This is a genomic window from Paraburkholderia flagellata (genome assembly GCF_021390645.1).
Taxonomy (GTDB): domain Bacteria; phylum Pseudomonadota; class Gammaproteobacteria; order Burkholderiales; family Burkholderiaceae; genus Paraburkholderia; species Paraburkholderia flagellata.
In genome coordinates this window covers 950,161-971,249 of the sequence record NZ_JAJEJT010000003.1, presented here as the reverse complement: position 1 = coordinate 971,249, position 21,089 = coordinate 950,161, and the positions used below count along the sequence as shown (strand labels likewise).

The window sequence follows — 21,089 nt, the reverse complement described above, 5'->3', positions numbered from 1 at the left end:
GCCGCCGGGAAGGGCGCAACATTGCGTAACTTACGTATGAAGGTACGCATGCTGCACGCCGTGGGCGGGCGATTGTCTCCTTGGCCTTGTCAGGCGTTACGGCATCCTAGAGGGTCAATTTCACGCACTCAATGAAGTCAATTGAAGTAAATGACAGCCTTCATTTCCGCGAATTGGGCGCGATAATGACGCAGCCGCCGCGCCGTGCCGCGGCGTGCTTTTCTCCTTCGGGAAAACCATGAACGGCTGGATGCCCACGCTCTCACGCAGCAGCGAACCCAAGTACCGGGCGATCGCCCAGGCCTATGCGCAGGCCATTCACGGCGGGCAGATGCTGCCCGGAGAAAAGCTGCCCGCGCACCGGCTGCTCGCGAAGAAGCTCAACGTCACGACCGGCACGGTGAGCCGCGCGTATGCGGAACTGGAGCGCGGCGGCCTGGTGGTGGCGCGTGTGGGCGACGGCACCTATGTGGCCGAGCCCGACGCAGACGGCGCGCGCATGCAGGACCGCACGCGACCCGCGCCCGAGTCGAGCGAGCGGGCTGCGGCGATCACCGCGGGTGCGCCGGGCGTCTATGCACCGGGACGCCTGATCGATCTCGGCCAGAACGTGCCGATGCCGACCGACGAAGCCTTCCTGCTGACACAGACCTTGCGCGAACTGGCCGCCGACGAGCGGCTGGCGGGCGAACTGCTGCTATATCAGCCCGAAGGCGGCCGCCGCTCGCACCGCGAGGCGGGTGCGCGCTGGCTCGCGCGCATGGGCTGCACGGTGGCCGCCGAGCGCGTGCTGGTCACGCAGGGCGCGCAGCACGGTCTTGCCTGTGTGCTGCGCGCGGTGCTGCGTCCAGGCGACACGATTTTCGCCGAAGCGTTGAGCTATCCCGGCATCGTCGCGCTCGCACGGCAGTTACGGCTGAATCTCGTCGGCATCGAAATCGACGAGGAAGGCATCGTGCCCGCCGCGCTCGAGCGCGCGTGCGGCCTGCTCGCGCCGCGCGCGCTCTTTTGTGTGCCGACGCTGCACAACCCGACCACGGCAACACTTTCCGAAGCGCGCCGCGCGATGATCGCCGAGATCGCCGTGCGACATCATCTCGTCGTGATCGAGGATCTCGTGCCCGCCGCCTTGCTCAGTGCGCCGCCCACACCGCTCGCGGCGCGTCTGCCCGAGCATGGCATCGTCATCAGCAGTCTTTCGAAGGCGGTCGCGCCGGGCTTGCGCATTGGCTACGTGCAGGCGCCGCAGGACTGGGTCGGCAAGATCCTCGCGGTAATACGCAGCGATTGCTGGATGACGTCGCCGCTCTCCGCGGAAATTGCGGCGCGCTGGATCGTGGATGGCGAGATCGATCGCCTCGTCGCGCAGCAGCGCGAGCAGGTGGACGCGCGTCACGCGATCGCCGCCGAGGTGCTGGCGGACTGGACGTATCGCACCGATCCGGCAAGCCCGCATCTCTGGCTGCCGCTCGCCGAGCCCTGGCGCGCCGCCGAATTCTCGGCGGCGCTGCGTCAGGCCGGCGTGCTCGCGAAAACGGCGGACAGCTTCGTGATCGGGCGCGGATCGGCGCCGCACGCGGTGCGCTTGAGCCTGGGCGGCGCGCGCAGCCACGAGGCGCTGCGCGAGGGGCTGGAACTGCTGGCGCGCACGCTGCGCAACGGGCCGGAAGGGCTTTATTCGGCGTAACGCCGCGAGGTTTTATTCGACGATGAACGATACCGATCGCTTGCGCCGCTCATCGACCGAAAGCGAGAACACGTCGGGCCGCGCATAGTGCCCCACCACGTCGAAATCGTAGCGGGCGCGAGTGAGTTCATCGGTGTCGATCTCCGCGACGACGAGCCCGGTTTCACCGCGCAACGGTCCGGCCAGCACGTCGCCAAGCGGCCCGACGATCAAGCTGCCGCCATTGATGAGCGGCCGGTTCTCGTCCCAGCCCGGCACCTCGACGCCGAGCGCCGCGGGCGAGGGCTGCACCTGGCACGCGCTGATCACGAAGCAGCGCCCTTCGTGCGCAATGTGGCGCATGGAGCACTGCCAGATGTCGCGCTCGTCCACGGTGGGCGCGCACCAGATCTGCACGCCCTTCGCGTACATCGCCGTGCGCAACAGCGGCATGTGGTTTTCCCAGCAGATCGCGGCGCCCGCTACGCCGGATTCCGTGCGTACGGTGGGCAGCGTCGAGCCGTCGCCTTGCCCCCAGATGAGCCGTTCGGTGCCGGTGGGCATGAGCTTGCGGTGCTTCGCCACGAGCCCCTCGCCCGGATTGAAGAAGAGCGCGGTGCAAAAGAGCGTGCTGCCATCGCGCTCGATCACGCCGATCACGAGCGACGCGCCGCAACGCGTCGAAAGCTCGGCGAGTACTTCGGTTTCCGCGCCCGGCACGTCGATCGCGTTCTCGTAGTAGCGCGCGAATGCTTCGCGGCCTTCGGGCAGGCGGTAGCCCAGGCGCGTGCCGAATATTTCTCCTTTCGGGTAACCGCCGAGCAACGCCTCGGGCATGACCACGAGCTTCGCGCCCGAGGCGCGGATCTGCGCTTCGAAGGAGAGAATCTGTTCCAGCGTGTGCGCTTTGCCGGCGGCGGACGAACCGATCTGCAGCGCGGCGACTTTCGACTTGGCCATGATGGCGTGCTCCCAGGGGTGTGGACAGCTCACATCTTTCCACGGCGATAAAATCGCGAGAACGTATATCGATACTAAGTGATATGAACCAGTTTGATATCGCAGGCGTGGACCTGAATCTGCTGAAAATATTCGAGGCGCTGTTCGAGGAGGGCGGGGCGAGCCGCGCCGCGATTCGCCTCGACATGACGCAGTCCGCCGTGAGCGCGGCGCTCAGGCGTCTGCGCGCGCTCTATGCGGACACGCTCTTTGTGCGTACCGGGCGCGGGCTCGCGCCGACCTCGCGCGCGCAGGAGCTCAAGCCCGTGATCAGTGAAGCGCTCGACCGTTGCCGCCATAGCCTCGCGATTGCCTCGCCCGACGCGACCACGTTTCATGGACGCGCGGTCTCGATCGGGCTCTCCGACGACTTCGAGGTGGCCATCGGCAGGCGCATCATCGAAACGCTGGAAGCGAGCGCGCCAGGCCTGCGCATCATCTTTCGCCAGACGCACAGCCAGATCGTCGCCGACGCGCTCGCGAATCAGGAGATGGATCTCGCGGTCGCCGCGGGCGGCTTCGCTTCGCGCGGGCTGAGCCACCGGGTGCTCGGCGAGGGCAGCTATGCGTGCCTCGTGGACGACGCGCCGCGCACGCCGCGGCGCTTGACGCTTGGCGACTACGTGTCGAGAGGGCACATCCTGGTGTCGTCCGGCGGCGTGGTAGGGATCGTCGATGAGGGCCTCGCCGCGCGCGGCCTGAAGCGCAATGTGGTGGCCTCTACGACGCATTTCGCCGCGTTGCCCTTCCTGCTCAAGGGCACGCGCAGCGTCGCCACGATTCCGCGCCACGCGGCCGAGGCGATCGCGCGCGTGGCCGGACTGAAACTGCTTGCGTGTCCGATCGATCTGCCGTGCTATCCGGTGGAACTCGGATGGCGCAACAGTTCGCTGCGCGACGCCGCCATCGTCAAGGTTCAAGCCGCCATCATCGCGTGCTTTCCGACAAAAAACACCGGCTAAACACTGATCGACACCCAGGCGGCATTCGCGTTGAATGATCGGGCACGAGATTTGCGCCCAACCATTGATTTCCCATAACGACGATAGCAGCGATAACGACGATATCGACGGACTCCACAAGGAGCTTCTCCGCATGCGCGCAATGCCTTTCCCTGACGGCTACACGATCGAGTCACATTCGCAAGAACCGCGCGACCTGCGCCGAGTACCCATTCATCCCGATCACTGGTATCCGCTCGCCTGGTCGCGCGAACTCAAGCCTGGCAAGACGCTGGGTACGCATTTCGCCGGCGAGCCCATCGTGCTCTTTCGCACCGCGTCAGGCACGGCGTACGCGCTCGAAGACCGCTGTGCCCACCGCCAGGTGCCGCTGCATGCGGGCGTGGTGGACGGCGAGTCGCTTCGCTGCGGCTACCACGGCTGGACCTACGATTGTTCGGGCCAATGCGTGGACGTGCCCTACCTCGGCCGCGAGCGCCTGCCCAACGGCGTGCGCGCCTATCCGTGCCGCGAGGCGCACGGCATGATCTTCGTTTTTCCCGGCAACGCCACGCTCGCTGAAGACTGTCCGCTGCCCGTGCTGGATTCGGTAACGGACAAGGCCTACAAGACGCGCCGCTTCGGCCAGGAGGTGAAGTGCCACTACTCGTTCATGCACGAGAATCTGATGGACATGAATCACCAGTTTCTCCACCGCCGCCAGATGGGCCAGATGCGGGCACGCTCGCTCGGCCGGCGGCGCGGCGAGACTTCCATTGAAGTGGATTACACGTTCGTGCGCATGGCGGGCAAGCAGCCCGCGGGCGAGGCGCTCGTCTTCGGCGCGAGCAAGAACCGCGCGGACCCGAGCGATCAGAGCGTGATGACCATCCGCACGGAATATCCGTATCAAACGCTCAAAATCCGCTCGAGCGACGACTCGCTCCTCATGGACCTGTGGATCGTTTATGTTCCGCTCGATGCGCAGCAGCGCACGAACCGGACTTTCGGACTCCTTTCTGTGCGCCGGCCTGCCGTGCCGTTTCTGCTAGACGCGGCGTGGCCGCTGCTGGTCTGGTTCACGGAGCGCATCTTCAAGGAAGACCGCACCATCGTGGAACTCGAACAGGCCGCGCACGACAACCAGGGCGCCGACTGGAATCACGAAGTTTTTCCCGTCATCAACGAATTGCGCGACCTGCTGCGCGAATGCGGCGAGCGCACCGTGATTCCCATTCGCGAGGTTAGCGAAGTCTGAGGCGCTCACGTCAGGCGGTTTTACTGGCGCGCGGTTTCGCAGGCGCTTTTTTCTTCGCTTTGCCCTGGTTGAATTCGATTGCCGCGCGAATAAGCGCCTTCAGCGCGCGCTTGTCGACCTTGTCGCCCTCGAGATAGTCGATGGCGCGTCGCGCGTTGCCGTCGAGCCCGGCGTTGAAGAGCTTGTTCGGGTCGGGCAGGCTCGCGCCGTACAGGAACGTGAGCTTGACCTTGCCTTTGTGCGCATTGCCCACTGCGATCATGCCGTCCCGATACCACACGGGGCTACCCATGTATTTCCATTCTTCGACGATCGCCGGGTCGGCTTCGAGAATGGCCTCGCGCATAGCGGTGAAGGTTTCGCGGCGCCAGTCGGTGAGTTCCACGATTAGATGGTCAATACGTTCTGATGGGGTCATTCGCGCTCCGTGCCTTGCATGGCTTCCCGTCGCCGGGCGATCAGGAACGTAATGTAGCACTCTGCGCATCAGGTGACGTGCGCGATGACCAAGGGAAGCACGAAGGGCAAGACGAGCGCGGAAATCGTGCCGTTCATCGCCATGCCGAGCCCGGCGAACGCACCCGCTTCCTCGCTGATCTGGAACGCGCGCGCCGTGCCGATGCCATGCGACGCGACGCCAATCGCGAAGCCGCGCGCGTCGTCGCGTCGTACGCCGAGCACGCCAAGGACGAAGGTCCCCATCACGGCGCCCGAAATGCCAGTGGCGATCACGATGGCGGCGGTCAGCGCGGGCATGCCGCCCACTTTCGCGGAAATCAGCATGCCAATGGCGGCGGTGACCGACTTGGGGGCGAGGGAGGCGACCGTTGCGGGCTGGCAGCCGAACAGCACGGCGATCGCCACCGCTGAAACGACGGCCACGCAACTGCCGGCGAGCAGGCCGAACACTAGCGGAACGAACGCTTCGCGCAGTTTATGCAGTTGACGATGGAGCGGAACAGCGAGCGCCACGATCGCCGGGCCGAGCAGAAAATGAATGAAGCGCGCGTGCTCGAAGTAGGCCTCGTAAGGAACGCCAGCTATCTTCAGCAGGCCGGTGAGCAGCAGGACCGCGATCGCGACAGGATTTGCTAAGGGATTGCGCCCGCAGCGCTGGTGTATCCAGCAGGCGAGCAGATAGACGCCAATAGTCGTGGCGATGGCGGGCACATCCGAACGCGTGAGCCACGCGCCGATGAAGGCGGGTGCCGTATGTTCAGGCATGATGGGTCTCCTCGCGGCATACCCGGCGCAAAGCCGCCGAAGCCGCCTACTGTTCGACCTTCGCGGACTGCATCGATTGTTTCGTTTTCCTTTCGAGCAACGCGCAGGTCACGAGTCCGCCTGCGGCGATCGAAAGCGCGGTGCTCACCACGATGGCGACAGCGATTGCGAATAGTTGACCTTTCAACACGCCGCCAAGCGCGAATACACCGGCGCCAGCGGGGATAAACAAAAGCGAAAGATGATTCAGCAACCCAAGTGCCGGACCTGCCACGTGGCGCTCGACCCGAGGCGCCGCGGAAAGCAGGCAGAGCAGCAGCACGAGGCCGATGACCGGGCCGGGAATGGGCACGCGCACGATCCAGGCGATCCATTCTCCTGCGCCCTGCAGCGCGACAAGCAGCGCGAATGTGCGCACGAACGCGAGGTCCGCCTTGATTGGCGCGGGGGCATGCGTTGGGGCATGGGCGAAGTGGCGCATCGGGAAGCTCCGAACGAACGCATCGAACGCAACGACACGCAGGCAGTATCCGCCCGCCACGTGAACGAAAACATGGACAGCAACTGAAGAAATCGTTAAGTGTTGATCGACGCGCCCGTTCCGGCCGTTGTGACGGAGCTGGATGCTTTTTGCGCTTCCGGCTCCATGAGGGAGATGGTGAAGAAGCTGCCCATGACCGCGGAGAGGATGATGAAGATCGATGCGGCATCGACAAGGAAGCCGAAATACCGGAATACGAGGAAGCAAACCGAAAGCGTCAACAAGTTAAGCGTAAGGCCGATGATCGCGGACGCTTTCGGCACGGTGCGCATGAATACGGCGAGCCTCGAATCGCTGCGCGGCATATACCAGATGAAGAGCAGGCCGAGCACCAGAATGAAGGCCGTCTCACACCAGATCAGCCAGTCCGGACGCTGCAGGAAACGCCCCTCGAAAATCGTCTCGATCACCTGTGCCTGAATCTCGATGCCGGGCACCAGTTCGCCTAGCGCGGTCGTGCGCATGTCGGTCAAGCCCGTGCCGGTGAGACCGACGAGTATCAGCTTGTTACGGATGCGGCTCGCGTCGACCTTGCCTTTCAGCACGTCGCTCGCGGAAACATAGCGCTGCTGCGTGCTCGCGATGGAGGCGAAATGCAGCCAGATATCGCCGTCGGGTTGCGTGGGCACCCGCACGTCCGCCACGCCCACGGCCCGTACGCCCGATTGGCCCGCAAACACCTCGATGGCTGGAGAGCCGGTGGCCACGCGCAACATTTCTATAGGCAGACCAGGCACGAGCTTGTCGCGAAGACCCAGCACGAGCGGAATGCGCCGTACCGTGCCCTGTTCCTGCGCGACGTTGAGCATGGCCTGGCCGTGGGCCGCGCCCTGCAGTTCGGGAAGGCTCGCGAGCACGTAGTCGAAGCGGTGAACGTTCGCGAGCGCATCCGAGCCGTGCACGAGCACGGGGGCGCTCAGAATGTCGGTACGTGTCGTGGATGTCGCATAGTCGAACGCCGCCGCGCCCAGGATAGAAGGCGACGCGCGCAACGCGGTCGCGAGAATACGCTCGTGGCTGGGCAGCGCGCGCAGTTGTGTGGCGAGCGCCGCTTCCGAGGCGGGCAAGTTGTCGGCCACGTTGCCAGGCGAGGTTTGGTCGGGCTCGGGCATGTAGATGTCAAGTCCGATTGCCAGCGGTTTGTTCGCCTCGATCGCATCGACGAGGCCAGCGAGGCGGTTGCGCGGCCAGGGCCATTGGCCGAAGGCTTCGAGCGTCTTGTCGTCGATCTCGACGATCGTCACCGGTTGTGTGGTCGGCACGCGTGGAAAGCGGCGCTGATAGTGGTCGAAAAGAAGCTGGCGCGCGGAGCCGAAGGTATCGGGCAACACGTCGATGAGCGTGTCGAGAAAGGCGGGGCGAGCAACGTCGCCGGGCCATTCGCTGCACAGGTTGATGAACAGAAACGTCACGAGCACCGCGAGCGCCCAGGGGCGCCCCTTGCCCGCCCGCATCAAGCGCCTGACGAACGCGATGCATGAGTTGCGGTAGCGTTTCATGGTGGCATGGGCTTGATGAGGAGCACCGCGTATCGATATGGATTACTGAACGGTGATGACCGCGCGCCGGTTCGCCTGATTGGGCACGCCGTCAGCGGTATGGACGAGCGGCTCGCGCTTGCCCCGGCCGGCAACTTCGATCTGCTGCGCGGGTATGCCGGACTTCACCAGAAACGACGCTACGCTTTGCGCCCTGCGCATGGAAAGCCGGTCGTTGAACTCTTGCGAGCCCGCCATATCGGTGTGGCCGACCACTGTGAGGTGAGGGGCGGGCCAAGTCGCCAATACTTTCTTCAAATCCGTAACGGTGGCCGCGGACTCGGGTGCGAGCTGTGTGGCGGAATCAAAAACGAAATTGATCGTGAACGTTCTCGGGCGGGGCGGCTCGGCTGCAAGCAGATCGCCGTAGTGCGTCTCAACGGCGGCCTTGTTATCGGCGGTTTGCTCGATCGCGCCGCCTTTCGAAACATCCGCGCGCGTGTAGGCCTTGTCGATGACTTGCGTCTTGCTGCCGCTATGCACGATCACGTTGCCGACGCTGCCGTCCGGATTGGGCAGCAGCGTGATCTTGTCGGGCGTGCTGCATGCGAGGAGGCACAAGCATAGTGAGAGCGTCAGGCACCGCGACAGCCAGTGTTCTGCTTTCATTGTCTTCAATGATCGTTCTCCCCGCTTCCCCCTACCTCGATGATGAATTCGGTGCCCCGCACGCCGAGCGTCGTGGTGGGCGTGCTGTAGCGCACGGCTTCCGGATTGGCCTTCGCGAGCTTGCCGTCGACCACGGCGAGCGAGCCGCGCTTGATGCTCACGTCGAGCGCGCCGTCGTAGGTGGTGGTGTTGAATGCGAACTTGTTGAGATCGAGAACGGAGTTGGCGCCCTCGGTCAGCAGCGTGTTGTCGCGCAGCGTGATGCCAACGGAAGATGCCTGCCCGGTCAGGACGCGGTCGCTTGCGAACACCTCGCTGCCGACCGCAACGCTCACCGGTTGGCTCGCACGTTCGATATGCACCGAGCCTTTGAGCGTCTTGACTATGCCAATAGCATCGGCTGCGTGCGCGTCGAAGACTGGCGGCCACCCGCAGGCGAGAAGCAAGGCATATTTGATGGCTTGGCTACGCACTGGCGATACCGTTTGGCGAAACGATCGTGAGGGATAGCGCCGGCTCTCTCGGGCACCTGGCGAGGATAGGGATTCCGCGTGGACCGCTCTGTGCGTTAGCGCACATAGTCCACTGTGGCCCAAGCGGTGCGTCAGGGCGCCACACCACATCTCGAAATCATTCGATATGGCGCGCGCGGCGGACTCCCTATCCTGATACCTGTCCCGCAACCAACTTGTCCCGGAGAACCGTCATGAGCCCGCTTTCATCGCTGATCGATCATTCGCACCTGCTCAATCGTGTTCAGACGCTGTACTCGTTCGCGCCCGCCGAGGAAACGTTTGCAGCCGACGAGCGTGCCGCGGTGGAGACGGCCGTCGAACAGGATGACGAACGCACGGCCCAGATCAAGGGCCTCGTTAGCGGTACGTTGTTGTTCATGCCGTTCCTGCTTGCGTATGTCGTTGCGTGTGGCAGCAGGTAATTTCAGGTGCATCGGTAAGGTCCGACGTGCCCAGCCGATGCCAGGTTTTGCGAGCCGCGCGAGAGGCCGCCCCCTCAGTGATCGTGCTTCACTTGCGCCATCATTGGCTGGCTCGCCTTGCGGCTCAGCATCAACGTCACCACCGCGGAAAGCGCGAGCGTCGCGCCAACGACGTACAAGCCCGCGGCATAACCCCCGGTCTGAGTCTTCAGCCAGCCGATCGCGACGGGTCCCACGAACCCGCCGAGATTGCCGATCGAATTGATCATGGCGATCCCTGCCGCTGCCCCCGCGCCGGAGAGAAACATGCTCGGCATGGCCCAGAGCGGCGCCTTGGCGGCGCTGATGCCGATATTGACCACCACGAGCGCCAGCACGATCATCAGCGCCGTGCTGGCCTGCCCCGCGAAGACGAAACCCACGCATGCGAGCACACAGGGAATCACGACGTGCCAGGTGCGCTCCGCCGTGCGGTCGGAGTGCCGCGCCCAGAGAATCATGACGACGACTGCGACGATGCTCGGTATCGCGTTCAGCAGGCCCGTTTCGAGCGAGCTGAAGCCGTATTGCCGGATGATGAGCGGCGCCCACAGACCAAGCGTGTAGAGGCCCGCCGAGGTGCCGAAGTAGATCAGCGCGAGCGCCAGCACGCGCGGGTCGCGCAGGGCGCTCAGCGCGCCTGCCGTGTGGCCCGTGTGGCTCTCGCGCGCCCGCGCTTCATCTGCGAGCTTCGCCATTAGCCAGTCGCGCTCTTGCGGCTGCAGCCAGCGCGCTTTGGAAGGCGTATCGGTGAGGACCTTCAGGACCACGAAACCCAGAAGCACGGCGGGAACCGCTTCGATCACGTAAAGCAGTTGCCAGTTGGCGAGACCGAACATGCGCGGCAGTTGCATGAGCGCGCCCGAAATGGGCGAGCCGAGCGCGGTCGAGATCGGCGCGGCCGCCATGAACCATGCCGCGGCTGCCGCGCGCTGCTTCGTCGGGAACCAGAGGCTCAGATAGAGGATGATGCCGGGGAAAAAGCCCGCTTCCGCCACGCCAAGCAAAAAGCGCAGTGCATAGAAACTCGTGGGCCCGGTCACGAATGCGGAGGCCGCCGAGACAATACCCCACGTGACCATGACGCGCGCGATCCAGATGCGCGCGCCCACGCGGTGCAAAATGAGGTTCGAAGGCACTTCGAACAGAAAGTAGCCGATGAAGAATAGCCCGCCGCCGAAGCCGAACGCCGTGGGCGAAAGGCCAATCGCCTTATTCATCGTCATTGCCGCGAAGCCGACGTTGACCCGGTCGAGGAAGCTCACGAAATAGAGCAGCATGACGAACGGGATGATGCGCCACATCAGTTTGCGTGTGACGATTGCTTCGGTGTCCGAATTCACGTGTCTCCTCCTTGGAGGGTTGACGAGGGCGCGCGGGTATTTTTTGTGTCACGCCCCCGTGTCTGCTTTCTTTGACGGCGCGGCAGCGCTCAGGCAGCGACGGCCGCCTTCTCGACGAGTTCGCATACCGCAGCCGTGACCTGCGCGGTAGTCGCCTTGCCGCCAAGGTCGCCGGTGTGCAGCGCGGGGTTGGCCGTCACGGTCTCGATGGCCTGCATCACGTGAGCGGCGGCTTCGGTTTCGCCGAGGTGTTCGAGCAGCATCACGACCGACCAGAACGTGCCGATGGGATTGGCGAGCCCCCGGCCCATGATGTCGAAGGCGGAACCGTGGATCGGCTCGAACATCGACGGATAACGCCGCTCGGGGTCGATGTTGCCCGTGGGCGCAATGCCGAGGCTGCCTGCGAGCGCGGCGGCGAGGTCGCTGAGAATGTCGGCGTGCAGGTTGGTCGCGACGATCGTGTCGAGCGAAGCGGGGCGGTTGACCATGCGCGCCGTGGCGGCGTCCACCAGTTCCTTGTCCCACTTCACGTCCGGGAACTCCTTCGAGACTTGCAGCGCAATCTCGTCCCACATGACCATGGCGTGGCGCTGCGCGTTGCTCTTGGTGATGACCGTGAGCAGCTTGCGGGGGCGCGATTGTGCAAGCCGGAACGCAAAGCGCAGGATACGTTCGACGCCGGCGCGCGTGAGGATCGAGACATCGGTTGCGGCTTCGAGCGGATGGCCCTGGTGCACGCGGCCGCCCACGCCCGAATATTCGCCTTCCGAGTTTTCGCGCACGATCACCCAGTTCAGGTCTTCGGGCTTGCAGCGCTTCAAAGGCGCGTCGATGCCGGGAAGGATGCGCGTGGGGCGCACGTTCGCGTACTGATCGAAGCCCTGGCAGATCTTCAGGCGCAGGCCCCAGAGCGTGATGTGGTCGGGTACGTCGGGGTCGCCCGCGGAGCCGAACAGAATGGCGTCCTTGCTGCGAATGGCGTCGAGGCCATCTGCGGGCATCATCACACCGTGCTGGCGGTAGTAGTCGGCGCCCCAATCGAAGTTCTCGAACTCGAACGCGAAGCGCTGTGTGGTTTTCGCAAGCGCTTCCAGCACCTCCTTGCCCGCCGGCACGACTTCCTTGCCGATGCCGTCGCCGGGAATGGTTGCGATGCGATAGGTCTTCATGTCTCGTTCCTTTGGAGTGTGGCCGGTGTGGCCAGTGTGGGCTCACTTTACCCAACTCCCGGTTCAAAAACCGGTGCTAGACTCAAAGCATCATTAACCTGAATTCACAAGTGGCGACCGTGACCGACACCGTTCAACCCGCCGATCTGGGCTTTTTCTCCACGCTCGCCTCCTCGGGCAGCCTGAGCGCCGCGGCGCGCGAACTGGGCCTCACGCCCGCTGCCGTGAGCAAGCGGCTCGCGCAAATGGAGGAGCGCGCCGGGGTGCCGCTCGTGAACCGCACGACCCGCCGCATGATGCTGACGCCCGAAGGCGAGGTGTACCTGGAGCATGCGCGGCGGATTCTCGACGAGATCGACGAGTTGGGCGAACTGCTCGGCGGCTCGAAGAAGCACCCCAAGGGATTGCTGCGCGTGAACGCCACGCTGGGCTTTGGGCGCAGCCATATCGGGCCGGCGCTTTCGCGTTTCGTCGTGCAGTATCCGCAGGTTTCCGTGCAGCTTCAGCTTTCGGTCATGCCGCCGCCGCTCACCGAAGATTCATACGATGTCTGCATCCGCTTCGGCGAGCCGCCGGATACGCGCGTGATCGCACGCCGTCTCGCGGCGAACCGGCGTTTGCTTTGTGCTTCGCCCGCCTATCTTGCGAACCGGGGCACGCCTTCCACGCCGCACGATCTCGCGAAGCACAACTGCATCAGCATTCGCCAGGGCGATGAAGCGTATGGCGTGTGGCGGCTTTCGAACGAGCGCGGCAATCCGCGCAAATCAGAAGCAATCCGAATCAATGGAAACCTTACGACCAACGACGGCGAGATTGCCGTGAAGTGGGCGCTGGATGGCCACGGCATTTTGATGCGCGCGGAATGGGATATCAACGAATATCTGGCGGACGGGCGGCTCGTGGTCGTGCTGCCCGAGTACGAAACGCCGGGCGCGGACATCTACGCCGTGTATGCGCAGCGGCATCAGCTTTCCACACGCATTCGGGCGTTTGTCGACTTCCTCGCGATCGAACTGGGTAAGTCGCAGCGATATCCCGTACCCCGAAATGCCTGATCTCGCTTCATTTCGCCACCGCGGCAATCACAGCAGCGAGGCGATGCGCAGCCTCTTTCATTTGAGCGCTGCTAAAGCCACCGAAGCCCAGGATCAGCCCCGGGCGCGCGGTGCCGGCGGCGAACATGGGCGACGCCGCGCGCACGGCGACACCCTCGTTCGCTGCGAGCCGCACAATCTGGTGATCGTCCAACCTTGCGGCGAGCCAAAGCACGAGATGCATGCCCTGATCGCCGGGCTCGATCCACGCAAGGTCCGGGGGCAATAGCGCTTCGAGTGTCCCGATCAGGCTGAGCCGCTGTTCCGCATAGACGTTGCGGACCTTGCGGACGTGACGTTCCAGGTGCCCCTCGGTCATGAAGGCGGCGAGAACGTGCTGATCGGCAGTGGGCGGATGGCGGTCCACGAGCACGCGCGCGCCGCAGAACGCATCGACGAGATGGGGCGGCACGACGACATAGCCCAGCCGCAGTGACGGAAAGAGGATCTTGCTGAAGGTGCCGAGATACACCACGCGATCCGGCGCCAACCCCTGCAGCGCGGGAAACGGATAGCCCTCGTAGCGCAACTCGCTGTCGTAGTCATCTTCGACGACCCACGCATGGGCCGAGCGCGCCCACGCGAGCAACGCCGCACGCCGCGCCATGCTCAGCGGCATGCCGAGCGGATATTGATGCGAGGGCGTGACGAACGCCACGCGTGCCTTCGGCGCCATGCGAATGCCTGCTTCGACGTCGAGACCTTCGGCGTCCACAGGCACGCGGACCATGGCGTCGCGGTAGGGCAGGCTCTCGAGTATGGCGGTGACGCCGCGGTAGGCCGGGTTCTCGACCCATGCCTGGTCGCTCGGCCCGAGCAGCACCTGGCTTGCGAGAAAGAGCCCCTGCTGGGTGCCGCTCGTCACGATGATCTGATCCGCTTCGCAGCGCACCGATCGTGACTTGCGCACATAGTCGGCGATGGCTTCGCGCAGCGCCTGTGCGCCAAGCGGATCGGCATAGCCGGTCGGCGAGGCAGGACCCCGTGCGCGCAAGCGGTTGCCGAGCCGGCGCCAGATATCGCCGGGCGCGGTCATGCCCGTTGGCACCGAAATGGCAAACGGCACCGGAGGAAGCGGTTTGAACTCGCGTCCGATCCTCGCGAACGCTTCGGCGCGTTCCGGCAACCCGGCTTCCTCCGCCTGCCGGGAAGCCGCGCTGGGAGCGCTCGCGGGCGGCGGCTCGGCCAGCGCGAGCGCCACGCGCGTGCCGGCGCCGGCTTTCGATTCCAGAAAGCCTTCTGCTATCAATTGTTCGTACGCCTCGACCACGGTGCCGCGCGCGACCTGGAGCGAAGCGGCGAGCGCGCGTGTGGAAGGCAAGGCATCGGCGGGTCTCAGGTCCCCTTTGCGCACCGCTTCGCGCAGCGCCTCGGCCACCTGGCGGCTAAGATTGCCTGCCTCACGGTCCAGCGTGCCGAACGATGGCATTTCCGCGGCCTGAGCTGTTCTCGGCATGATTCTGGTTCACTGGAACTTAAATAAACTGGATCTATAGGATAAACCACTTTTGGTGCAAACTTGGCCTTGTGGCAGCGCGGGCCACGTCATCCATTCACCTTACGAGCAGGGACACACGCATGTACGTACCAGCCCATTTCGCCGAAAACCGCAAGGACGTCCTGCATGACTGCATTGCCCAACATCCGTTCGGCACCTTGGTCACGCAGGGAAAAAGCGGGCTCGATGCCAACCACATTCCCTTTGAACTCGCGGCGGGCGAAGGCGAACTGGGCATCTTGCGCGCGCACGTTGCGCGGGCCAATCCGGTTTGGCAGGACGTGGCGAATGGCGACGAAGTGCTCGTGATCTTCCGCGCGGGCGACGCGTATATCTCGCCGAACTGGTATCCGAGCAAGCACGAAGCGCACAAGCAGGTGCCCACATGGAACTACGTGGTCGTGCATGCTCATGGGCGCATCAAGATTCTCGACGACGAGCGCTACGTGCGCGGCGTGATCGGCCGCTTGACGCGCACGCACGAAGCCACGCAGCCCAAACCCTGGAAAATGGCCGACGCGCCCAAGGACTACACGGACACGCTCGTCAAGATGATCGTCGGCGTGGAGATCGAGATCACGCGTCTGGTCGGCAAGAGCAAGCTCAGTCAGAACAAGGAAGAGCGCGATATTCGCGGCGCGGGCGAAGCACTCAAATCGAGCGGCGAGTCCCGCATCAGCGACGCCATGCTTGCCGCTGCCGACCAAAAGGCGCAATAGCGCATACAAGGGGCACCTTATGGCAAACGGCCCTCCGCTTGCGCCAGGCTTTTCATTCGTCGATTCCGCGAGCCCGCCATGGGTGCCCTCACGTTTCGCTCATGGCGTGGAGGTGAAGAACCTCGGCAAGGCAGATGGCCGTGCCATGCAACTGGTCCGGTTCGCTGCGGGCGCAACGTTTCCCACGCACCGCCATACCGGCCCCGAGTTCATCTACGTGCTCGAAGGCGAGGCCGTGCAGAACGGACTGCGGCTACCGGCGGGCTACGCGGGTGTCGCCGCACAGGGCACCGTCGACGTGGATTTCCATAGCGATACGGGCTGCATCTTCCTGCTCGCCTACGACCTGGACCAGGCTTTCGACCCAAGCTGATTGCCGGGCGCTCTGGCGGGTAAGCACGGGTAAACCACATTCCAGGCGCTTGAAGAAAATCTTCACAGGCCTATTCAACTAGTATTTAATAAACCGGCGCGGCAGTGAGCGACGGGTCACGCGCTTCGCCGTGACCTGACTCTGACGGTACGAGGCCGGAACGATGAATCCCCACGAATACGAAATCCACGATGCGCGCTTTCGCATGCTGTTGCAGCCCAACGCGCAGTTCGAGAAGCTCGCGGGCGGCTGCATGTGGGCGGAGGGGCCGGTGTGGTTTCCCGCCGGCGACTTTCTCGTCTGGAGCGACATTCCCAACAACCGGATGATGCGCTGGGTGCCCGGCATCGGCACGGGCGTCTTCCGCGCGAATTCGAATTTCAGCAACGGCAACACGCTTGACCGCGAATGCCGGCTCGTGACCTGCGAGCACGGCACGCGCCGTGTCACGCGCACGGAGCACGACGGACGCATCGCCGTCATTGCCGATCGCTTCGAGGGGCATCGGCTCAATTCGCCCAACGACGTGATCGTGCATTCGGACGGCTCGATCTGGTTCACCGACCCCGACTACGGCATTCTCGGCGACTACGAGGGCTATCGCGCGCCGAGCGAGATCGGCGGCTGCCATGTCTATCGCGTGGCGCCCGATACGGGCGTGGTGCAGCGCGTGGCCGACGACTTCGTGAAGCCCAACGGCCTCGCATTCTCGCCGGATGAATCGCGGCTTTACGTGGCCGATTCGGGCGCGTCGCATATCGAGGCCGGCCCGCATCACATCCGCGTATTCGACGTGGACGCGCACGGCGGGTTGCACAACGGCCGGGTGTTCGCGGAAGTGGCGCCCGGCGTGCCCGACGGCATGCGCGTGGACGAGTACGGCAACGTCTGGACGAGCGCGGGAGACGGCATCCACTGCTATGCGCCCGACGCAACGCTGCTCGGCAAGATCCTCGTGCCGGAAACGGTCGCGAATCTCGTGTTCGGCGGCCCGAATCGCAATCGCTTGTTCATTGCAGCCAACACATCGCTGTACTCGCTTTACGTCGGCGTGCGCGGCGCTTCCCAGGGAAACCGGCTATGACACTTCTCGACCCTGCTCTGCTTTCGGCCGCGCTCATTCTCCTCGATCGGCGCGACGACGTTGCCATCGCGCGCGGGCAGTTGATGCCCGGCTCGACGCTCTTTGGCGATCACACGGTCGCGGGCATGATTCCGCCTGGCCACAAGGTCGCGCTGCGCGACATCGACCAAGGCGAGCCAGTGCGCCGCTACGGACAGATCATCGGCTTCGCGAGCCGGCCGATCCGCCGTGGCGAACACGTGCATACCCAGAATCTCTCGATGGGCGATTTCGAGCGCGACTACGCATTCGGCGTGGACGCGCACGAAACGCCCGCGGCTGCACAACCTGCCACGTTTCTTGGCATCCGGCGCGCGGATGGTCGCGTCGCCACGCGCAATTACATAGGCATCCTCACTTCGGTCAACTGCTCGGCCACGGTTGCGCGCGCGATTGCCGATCACTTCCGCCGCGACATCCACCCCGAAGCGCTCGAAGCGTTCCCTAACGTGGACGGCGTGGTGGCGCTCACACACGGCGAAGGGTGTGCGCTCGCGGCGGAGGGCGAGCCCATTACGGTGTTGCGCCGCACGCTCGCGGGTTATGCGCGGCACGCCAACTTCTACGCAGTGCTGATCGTTGGCCTTGGCTGCGAAACGAACCAGATCGACGGTCTCGTGGAAGCCGAGCAACTGGAGCGCGGCGCGCGCCTTTCGACCATGACGATCCAGCAGACGGGCGGCACCGCGCGCACGGTTGCAGCGGGCATCGACCAGGTGCGTGCATTGCTGGCCGATGCGAATCGCGTGACGCGCGAGCCGGTGGATGCGCGTCACCTGATGGTCGGCTTGCAGTGCGGCGGCTCGGACGGCTACTCCGGCATTTCCGCGAACCCGGCGCTCGGTGCTGCCGTGGACAGGCTGGTCACGCACGGCGGCACGGCAATCCTCTCTGAAACGCCTGAAATCTACGGTGCCGAGCATCTGCTCACGCGGCGTGCGGCGTCGCGAGAAGTGGGCGAAAAGCTGGTGGCGCGCATTCGCTGGTGGGAAGCGTATTGCGCGCGCATGGAAGCGAACATGAACAACAACCCGTCCGCCGGCAACAAGGCGGGCGGCCTCACGACGATTCTCGAAAAGTCGCTCGGCGCGGTGGCGAAAGGCGGCACGACGCGGCTCGTTGAAACCTACGAGTATGCGCAGCCCGTGCGCGCTCAGGGGCTCGTGTTCATGGATACGCCAGGATACGACCCTGTGTCCGCCACGGGGCAGGTGGCGGGCGGCGCCAATCTCATCTGCTTCACGACGGGCCGCGGCTCCGCCTACGGCTGCGCGCCTTCGCCCTCGCTCAAGCTAGGCACGAACAGCGCGCTCTGGCGACGCCAGGAAGAGGACATCGACCTGAACTGCGGCCGCATTCTGGATGGCGAGCAAAGCGTGAACGAGACGGGCGCCGCGATCTTCGAGCTGATGCTCGCGACGGCCTCCGGGCAACGCACGAAGAGCGAACTGCACGGCTACGGCCAGAACGAATTCGTGCCTTGGCATCTGGGGGCGGTCATGTAGAGCGGAGGCGATTCGGACAGGCGCCGTAACTCGATGGGGAAGCGACGCCACATTCAGAAGGAGTGCTTTCGATGAAGGAAAAAACGCGCTGGCTGGTCATTTTCTTCTGTTTTCTGGCGATCGCAGTGAACTACATCGACCGCGCCAATCTCGCGGTCGCCGCTCCGCACATCATGAAGGACCTTGGCATCGGTCCTGCTGCCATGGGGCTGCTGCTGAGCGGCTTCTTCTGGACTTACGCCGTGATGCAACTGCCCTACGGCTGGTTCGTCGACCGGGCCGGCGCGCGCATCGCGTTGCCGTTCGCCGTGGGCTGGTGGTCGGTGTTCACCGCGGCCACCGCTGCAGCGAGCGGCTTCGCGGCGATGTTCGGCTGCCGGCTCATGCTCGGCGCGGGCGAAGCCGGTGCGTATCCATCGTGCGCGAAGCTCGTTAGCCAGTGGTTTTCGCGCGAAGAACGCGCGCTCGCCACGAGCATATTCGACAGCGGCTCGCGCGTGGGCTCCGCACTGTCGCTGCCGCTCGTCGCCGCGATCATGGCCGCGTGGGGCTGGAAGGCGTCGTTTGTGATTACCGGTGCACTTGGGCTCGTGTGGATCGTGGGGTGGGTCGTGCTGTATCGGGAACCTGAGGCGCGCGCGGCACTCGATCAGCCGCGCGCCCCCGTGCCGGCCGCCGCCTCGATACGCTGGAGCGGGTTGTTCCGCTACCGCACCGTGTGGGGCATGATGCTGGGGTTCTTCTGCCTGAACTTCGTGATTTACTTCTTCATTACGTGGTTCCCGAGCTATCTCGTGGAAGCGCGCGGTTTCTCGCTCAAGTCGCTTGGTACGCTCGGCACCTTGCCCGCCATTGCGTCGATACCTGGTGGCTGGCTGGGCGGCTGGCTTTCCGACACACTGGTCAAGCGCGGCTGGAGCCTCACGGCCGCGCGCAAGACGTGCATTGTCGGCGGCATGCTGCTTTCTTCCGTCATCACGCTCACTGGCATTGTTAAGGATGTCTATGTAATGCTCGCGCTCTTCGCGATTGCTTATGGAAGCCTCGCGGCCGCCGCGGCCAGCATCTGGTCGCTGCCAGCCGACGTCGCGCCCACGCCACGTCACGTCGCCTCGCTGGCAGGCATCCAGAACTTCGCATCGAATCTCGCAGGCATCGCGCTTACGACGTTTACAGGCGTGATGCTGCAACTCACGCGCGGCTCCTTCACGATTCCGCTCGTTGTCGCCGGCGGGTTTTGCGTGCTCGGCGCGGTGAGCTATCTTGTGATTGTCGGACGCATCGAGCCGCTGCAGGCGCCCGAGCCCATCGGTGTCGACGAATCGGCTTACGCGCCGCGCACCTGAGCGCCGCCTCTTACTCCGCAGCCAAACACAGGGTCACGTACATGTCGAATGCCACTGCTGCAAAAGGTTCAGAAGTCGTTGTCGAGGCTCGCGCGCTGCATGCCTTCGTCGTCGCCATATGGCGCGCGGCCGGCAGCGAGGCGCGCGAGGCCACGCTGGTTGCCGACCATCTCGTCGAAGCGAATCTCGCGGGGCACGACTCGCACGGTGTGGGCATGATTCCGCGCTATATGCTGGCGTGCCGCGAAGGCGAACTCAAACTGAACGCGCATGCGCAGGTCGCGCGCGACGCGGGCGCGGTGCTCACGATCGAAGCCGGGCGCGGCTTCGGGCAAGTCACGGCGTTCGAAGCGATGGAGCGCGGCATCGAGCGTGCGAAGTCGCTCGGCGTGTGCGCGCTCGGCCTGCGCAATGCCCATCACATCGGACGTATCGGGCACTGGGCGGAGCAATGCGCGCGCGCCGGGCTAGTGTCGTTCCACTTCGTCAACGTCGCGGGCGATCCGCTCGTCGCGCCGTTCGGCGGTATCGACAGGCGCTTCGGCACCAATCCGTTTTGCGCGGCGTTTCCGCTCGAGGGGCGCTCGCCGCTCGTGCTCGACTTCGCCACGAGTGCAATTGCCGCTGGCAAAGTGCGCGTGGCTTACAACAAAGGCGTGGATGTGCCGGCCGACGCGTTGATCGACAGCGACGGCCGCCCCACGCGCGACCCCGGCGCGTTGTTCAGCGACACGCAGCATGGCGCGCTGCGCGCATTCGGCGGCGCGGTGGCGGGGCACAAGGGTTCGGGGCTTGCCGCGATGTGCGAGATTCTGGCGGGCGCGCTCTCGGGCGGCTTCACGACGCGCGAGCAAACCATCGTTTCCACGCACGCGATCGTCAATTGCATGATGTCGGTGATCGTCGATCCGGCGGCGTTCGACGCGCCGTCGCGCGAGGATGAAGCGCTCGCGTTTGTCGAGTGGCTAAAGGCCACGCGGCGCGCGGCAGGTGTGGATGAGATCCTGCTGCCCGGCGAGCGCGAGGACGCGACGCGGCGTGCGCGCGAGGCGCGCGGCATTCCGGTGGATGCGACGAGCTGGGCGCAGATCGTCGATGCCGCGCGCACGGCGGGCGTCACTGATGCGCAAATCGCGGCGTGCGAGCGCAACTCGCGCTAAC

21 protein-coding genes are annotated in these 21,089 nt (G+C 64.7%); 11 read left to right on the top strand and 10 right to left on the bottom strand.

The features are described from left to right. Positions 1 to 238 precede the first annotated feature (238 nt). The gene (ehuR, locus tag L0U83_RS28070; RefSeq protein ID WP_233887408.1) at positions 239 to 1,687 is read left to right on the top strand and encodes a MocR-like ectoine utilization transcription factor EhuR; all 1,449 of its coding nucleotides are present in this window, start codon (positions 239 to 241) and stop codon (positions 1,685 to 1,687) included. Positions 1,688 to 1,699: 12 nt separating this feature from the next. Here ehuR and L0U83_RS28065 read toward each other — a convergent pair whose 3' ends face one another. Then, positions 1,700 to 2,626, bottom strand: coding sequence for a carbon-nitrogen hydrolase family protein (locus L0U83_RS28065; RefSeq protein ID WP_233887407.1), 927 nt, complete (start codon positions 2,624 to 2,626; stop codon positions 1,700 to 1,702). An 83-nt stretch (positions 2,627 to 2,709) separates the two neighbouring features. Between L0U83_RS28065 and L0U83_RS28060 the strand changes: the two genes are divergently transcribed. Further along, entirely contained in the window at positions 2,710 to 3,627 is a 918-nt protein-coding gene (locus L0U83_RS28060) for a LysR family transcriptional regulator (RefSeq protein ID WP_233887406.1), read from the top strand. Between the two features lie 133 nt (positions 3,628 to 3,760). Continuing rightward, positions 3,761 to 4,864 (top strand): Rieske 2Fe-2S domain-containing protein, encoded by a 1,104-nt coding sequence (locus tag L0U83_RS28055; RefSeq protein WP_233887405.1) that lies wholly within the window; start codon positions 3,761 to 3,763, stop codon positions 4,862 to 4,864. 10 nt (positions 4,865 to 4,874) lie between these two features. On the opposite strand, the gene L0U83_RS28050 is transcribed toward L0U83_RS28055, so the two are convergent. The 6 genes from L0U83_RS28050 to L0U83_RS28025 all read right to left on the bottom strand — a co-directional run bounded on the left by L0U83_RS28050 (position 4,875) and on the right by L0U83_RS28025 (position 9,222). After that, positions 4,875 to 5,282 (bottom strand): DUF1801 domain-containing protein, encoded by a 408-nt coding sequence (locus tag L0U83_RS28050; RefSeq protein ID WP_233887404.1) that lies wholly within the window; start codon positions 5,280 to 5,282, stop codon positions 4,875 to 4,877. A 68-nt stretch (positions 5,283 to 5,350) separates the two neighbouring features. Continuing rightward, positions 5,351 to 6,088, bottom strand: coding sequence for an LrgB family protein (locus L0U83_RS28045; protein ID WP_233887403.1), 738 nt, complete (start codon positions 6,086 to 6,088; stop codon positions 5,351 to 5,353). A 46-nt stretch (positions 6,089 to 6,134) separates the two neighbouring features. Next, positions 6,135 to 6,569, bottom strand: a complete 435-nt coding sequence (locus L0U83_RS28040) for a CidA/LrgA family protein (RefSeq protein WP_233887402.1) — start codon at positions 6,567 to 6,569, stop codon at positions 6,135 to 6,137. 95 nt (positions 6,570 to 6,664) lie between these two features. Continuing rightward, positions 6,665 to 8,128: a CHASE2 domain-containing protein gene (locus L0U83_RS28035; RefSeq protein ID WP_233887401.1), complete on the bottom strand. Its 1,464-nt coding sequence runs from the start codon at positions 8,126 to 8,128 to the stop codon at positions 6,665 to 6,667. 42 nt (positions 8,129 to 8,170) lie between these two features. Beyond that, the gene (locus L0U83_RS28030) at positions 8,171 to 8,776 is read right to left on the bottom strand and encodes an OmpA family protein (protein WP_233887400.1); all 606 of its coding nucleotides are present in this window, start codon (positions 8,774 to 8,776) and stop codon (positions 8,171 to 8,173) included. Positions 8,777 to 8,781: 5 nt separating this feature from the next. After that, the gene (locus tag L0U83_RS28025) at positions 8,782 to 9,222 is read right to left on the bottom strand and encodes a FecR family protein (RefSeq protein WP_233887399.1); all 441 of its coding nucleotides are present in this window, start codon (positions 9,220 to 9,222) and stop codon (positions 8,782 to 8,784) included. 260 nt (positions 9,223 to 9,482) lie between these two features. Here L0U83_RS28025 and L0U83_RS28020 point away from each other — a divergent pair, with 260 nt between their 5' ends. Continuing rightward, positions 9,483 to 9,713 carry a hypothetical protein gene (locus L0U83_RS28020; RefSeq protein WP_233887398.1) on the top strand — a complete coding sequence of 77 codons (231 nt, stop codon included), beginning with the start codon at positions 9,483 to 9,485 and terminating at the stop codon, positions 9,711 to 9,713. 74 nt (positions 9,714 to 9,787) lie between these two features. Here the strand turns inward: L0U83_RS28020 and L0U83_RS28015 are convergent, their stop codons facing one another. Together L0U83_RS28015 and L0U83_RS28010 are read right to left on the bottom strand one after the other, a co-directional pair. After that, complete coding sequence (locus tag L0U83_RS28015) at positions 9,788 to 11,056, bottom strand: MFS transporter (RefSeq protein ID WP_267939591.1); 1,269 nt, start codon at positions 11,054 to 11,056, stop codon at positions 9,788 to 9,790. A gap of 128 nt (positions 11,057 to 11,184) precedes the next feature. After that, a complete protein-coding gene (locus tag L0U83_RS28010; RefSeq protein ID WP_233887396.1) occupies positions 11,185 to 12,267 on the bottom strand; it encodes a tartrate dehydrogenase in 1,083 nt (360 codons plus the stop codon). 119 nt (positions 12,268 to 12,386) lie between these two features. On the opposite strand from L0U83_RS28010, the gene L0U83_RS28005 reads away from it, so the two are divergent. Then, the gene (locus L0U83_RS28005; RefSeq protein WP_233887395.1) at positions 12,387 to 13,325 is read left to right on the top strand and encodes a LysR family transcriptional regulator; all 939 of its coding nucleotides are present in this window, start codon (positions 12,387 to 12,389) and stop codon (positions 13,323 to 13,325) included. A 7-nt stretch (positions 13,326 to 13,332) separates the two neighbouring features. Here L0U83_RS28005 and pdxR read toward each other — a convergent pair whose 3' ends face one another. Next, positions 13,333 to 14,820: a MocR-like pyridoxine biosynthesis transcription factor PdxR gene (gene pdxR, locus L0U83_RS28000; RefSeq protein WP_233887394.1), complete on the bottom strand. Its 1,488-nt coding sequence runs from the start codon at positions 14,818 to 14,820 to the stop codon at positions 13,333 to 13,335. Between the two features lie 122 nt (positions 14,821 to 14,942). Here pdxR and L0U83_RS27995 point away from each other — a divergent pair, with 122 nt between their 5' ends. The 6 genes from L0U83_RS27995 (at position 14,943) to L0U83_RS27970 (ending at position 21,088) form a co-directional block, all read left to right on the top strand. Beyond that, positions 14,943 to 15,581, top strand: coding sequence for an FMN-binding negative transcriptional regulator (locus L0U83_RS27995; protein WP_233887393.1), 639 nt, complete (start codon positions 14,943 to 14,945; stop codon positions 15,579 to 15,581). Positions 15,582 to 15,600: 19 nt separating this feature from the next. After that, on the top strand, positions 15,601 to 15,954 hold the full coding sequence (locus L0U83_RS27990) for a cupin domain-containing protein (protein ID WP_233887392.1): 354 nt from the start codon (positions 15,601 to 15,603) through the stop codon (positions 15,952 to 15,954). Between the two features lie 163 nt (positions 15,955 to 16,117). Further along, a complete protein-coding gene (locus L0U83_RS27985) occupies positions 16,118 to 17,038 on the top strand; it encodes an SMP-30/gluconolactonase/LRE family protein (RefSeq protein WP_233887391.1) in 921 nt (306 codons plus the stop codon). Then, a complete protein-coding gene (locus L0U83_RS27980) occupies positions 17,035 to 18,582 on the top strand; it encodes a UxaA family hydrolase (RefSeq protein ID WP_233887390.1) in 1,548 nt (515 codons plus the stop codon). The genes L0U83_RS27985 and L0U83_RS27980 overlap by 4 nt, the downstream gene beginning before the upstream one ends. 71 nt (positions 18,583 to 18,653) lie before the next feature. Continuing rightward, entirely contained in the window at positions 18,654 to 19,928 is a 1,275-nt protein-coding gene (locus L0U83_RS27975) for an MFS transporter (protein ID WP_233887389.1), read from the top strand. Between the two features lie 41 nt (positions 19,929 to 19,969). After that, the gene (locus tag L0U83_RS27970; protein ID WP_233887388.1) at positions 19,970 to 21,088 is read left to right on the top strand and encodes a malate/lactate/ureidoglycolate dehydrogenase; all 1,119 of its coding nucleotides are present in this window, start codon (positions 19,970 to 19,972) and stop codon (positions 21,086 to 21,088) included. The last annotated feature ends 1 nt before the right edge of the window (position 21,089 follow it).

What these genes read in the sequence shown, in the direction of transcription:
- ehuR (WP_233887408.1), top strand. Translation starts at nt 239, where the DNA reads ATGAACGGCTGGATGCCCACGCTCTCACGCAGCAGCGAACCCAAGTAC.
- L0U83_RS28065 (WP_233887407.1), bottom strand. Translation starts at nt 2,626, where the DNA reads ATGGCCAAGTCGAAAGTCGCCGCGCTGCAGATCGGTTCGTCCGCCGCC.
- L0U83_RS28060 (WP_233887406.1), top strand. Translation starts at nt 2,710, where the DNA reads ATGAACCAGTTTGATATCGCAGGCGTGGACCTGAATCTGCTGAAAATA.
- L0U83_RS28055 (WP_233887405.1), top strand. Translation starts at nt 3,761, where the DNA reads ATGCGCGCAATGCCTTTCCCTGACGGCTACACGATCGAGTCACATTCG.
- L0U83_RS28050 (WP_233887404.1), bottom strand. Translation starts at nt 5,282, where the DNA reads ATGACCCCATCAGAACGTATTGACCATCTAATCGTGGAACTCACCGAC.
- L0U83_RS28045 (WP_233887403.1), bottom strand. Translation starts at nt 6,088, where the DNA reads ATGCCTGAACATACGGCACCCGCCTTCATCGGCGCGTGGCTCACGCGT.
- L0U83_RS28040 (WP_233887402.1), bottom strand. Translation starts at nt 6,569, where the DNA reads ATGCGCCACTTCGCCCATGCCCCAACGCATGCCCCCGCGCCAATCAAG.
- L0U83_RS28035 (WP_233887401.1), bottom strand. Translation starts at nt 8,128, where the DNA reads ATGAAACGCTACCGCAACTCATGCATCGCGTTCGTCAGGCGCTTGATG.
- L0U83_RS28030 (WP_233887400.1), bottom strand. Translation starts at nt 8,776, where the DNA reads ATGAAAGCAGAACACTGGCTGTCGCGGTGCCTGACGCTCTCACTATGC.
- L0U83_RS28020 (WP_233887398.1), top strand. Translation starts at nt 9,483, where the DNA reads ATGAGCCCGCTTTCATCGCTGATCGATCATTCGCACCTGCTCAATCGT.
- L0U83_RS28015 (WP_267939591.1), bottom strand. Translation starts at nt 11,056, where the DNA reads ATGTGGCGCATCATCCCGTTCGTCATGCTGCTCTATTTCGTGAGCTTC.
- L0U83_RS28010 (WP_233887396.1), bottom strand. Translation starts at nt 12,267, where the DNA reads ATGAAGACCTATCGCATCGCAACCATTCCCGGCGACGGCATCGGCAAG.
- pdxR (WP_233887394.1), bottom strand. Translation starts at nt 14,820, where the DNA reads ATGCCGAGAACAGCTCAGGCCGCGGAAATGCCATCGTTCGGCACGCTG.
- L0U83_RS27995 (WP_233887393.1), top strand. Translation starts at nt 14,943, where the DNA reads ATGTACGTACCAGCCCATTTCGCCGAAAACCGCAAGGACGTCCTGCAT.
- L0U83_RS27990 (WP_233887392.1), top strand. Translation starts at nt 15,601, where the DNA reads ATGGCAAACGGCCCTCCGCTTGCGCCAGGCTTTTCATTCGTCGATTCC.
- L0U83_RS27985 (WP_233887391.1), top strand. Translation starts at nt 16,118, where the DNA reads ATGAATCCCCACGAATACGAAATCCACGATGCGCGCTTTCGCATGCTG.
- L0U83_RS27980 (WP_233887390.1), top strand. Translation starts at nt 17,035, where the DNA reads ATGACACTTCTCGACCCTGCTCTGCTTTCGGCCGCGCTCATTCTCCTC.
- L0U83_RS27975 (WP_233887389.1), top strand. Translation starts at nt 18,654, where the DNA reads ATGAAGGAAAAAACGCGCTGGCTGGTCATTTTCTTCTGTTTTCTGGCG.
- L0U83_RS27970 (WP_233887388.1), top strand. Translation starts at nt 19,970, where the DNA reads ATGTCGAATGCCACTGCTGCAAAAGGTTCAGAAGTCGTTGTCGAGGCT.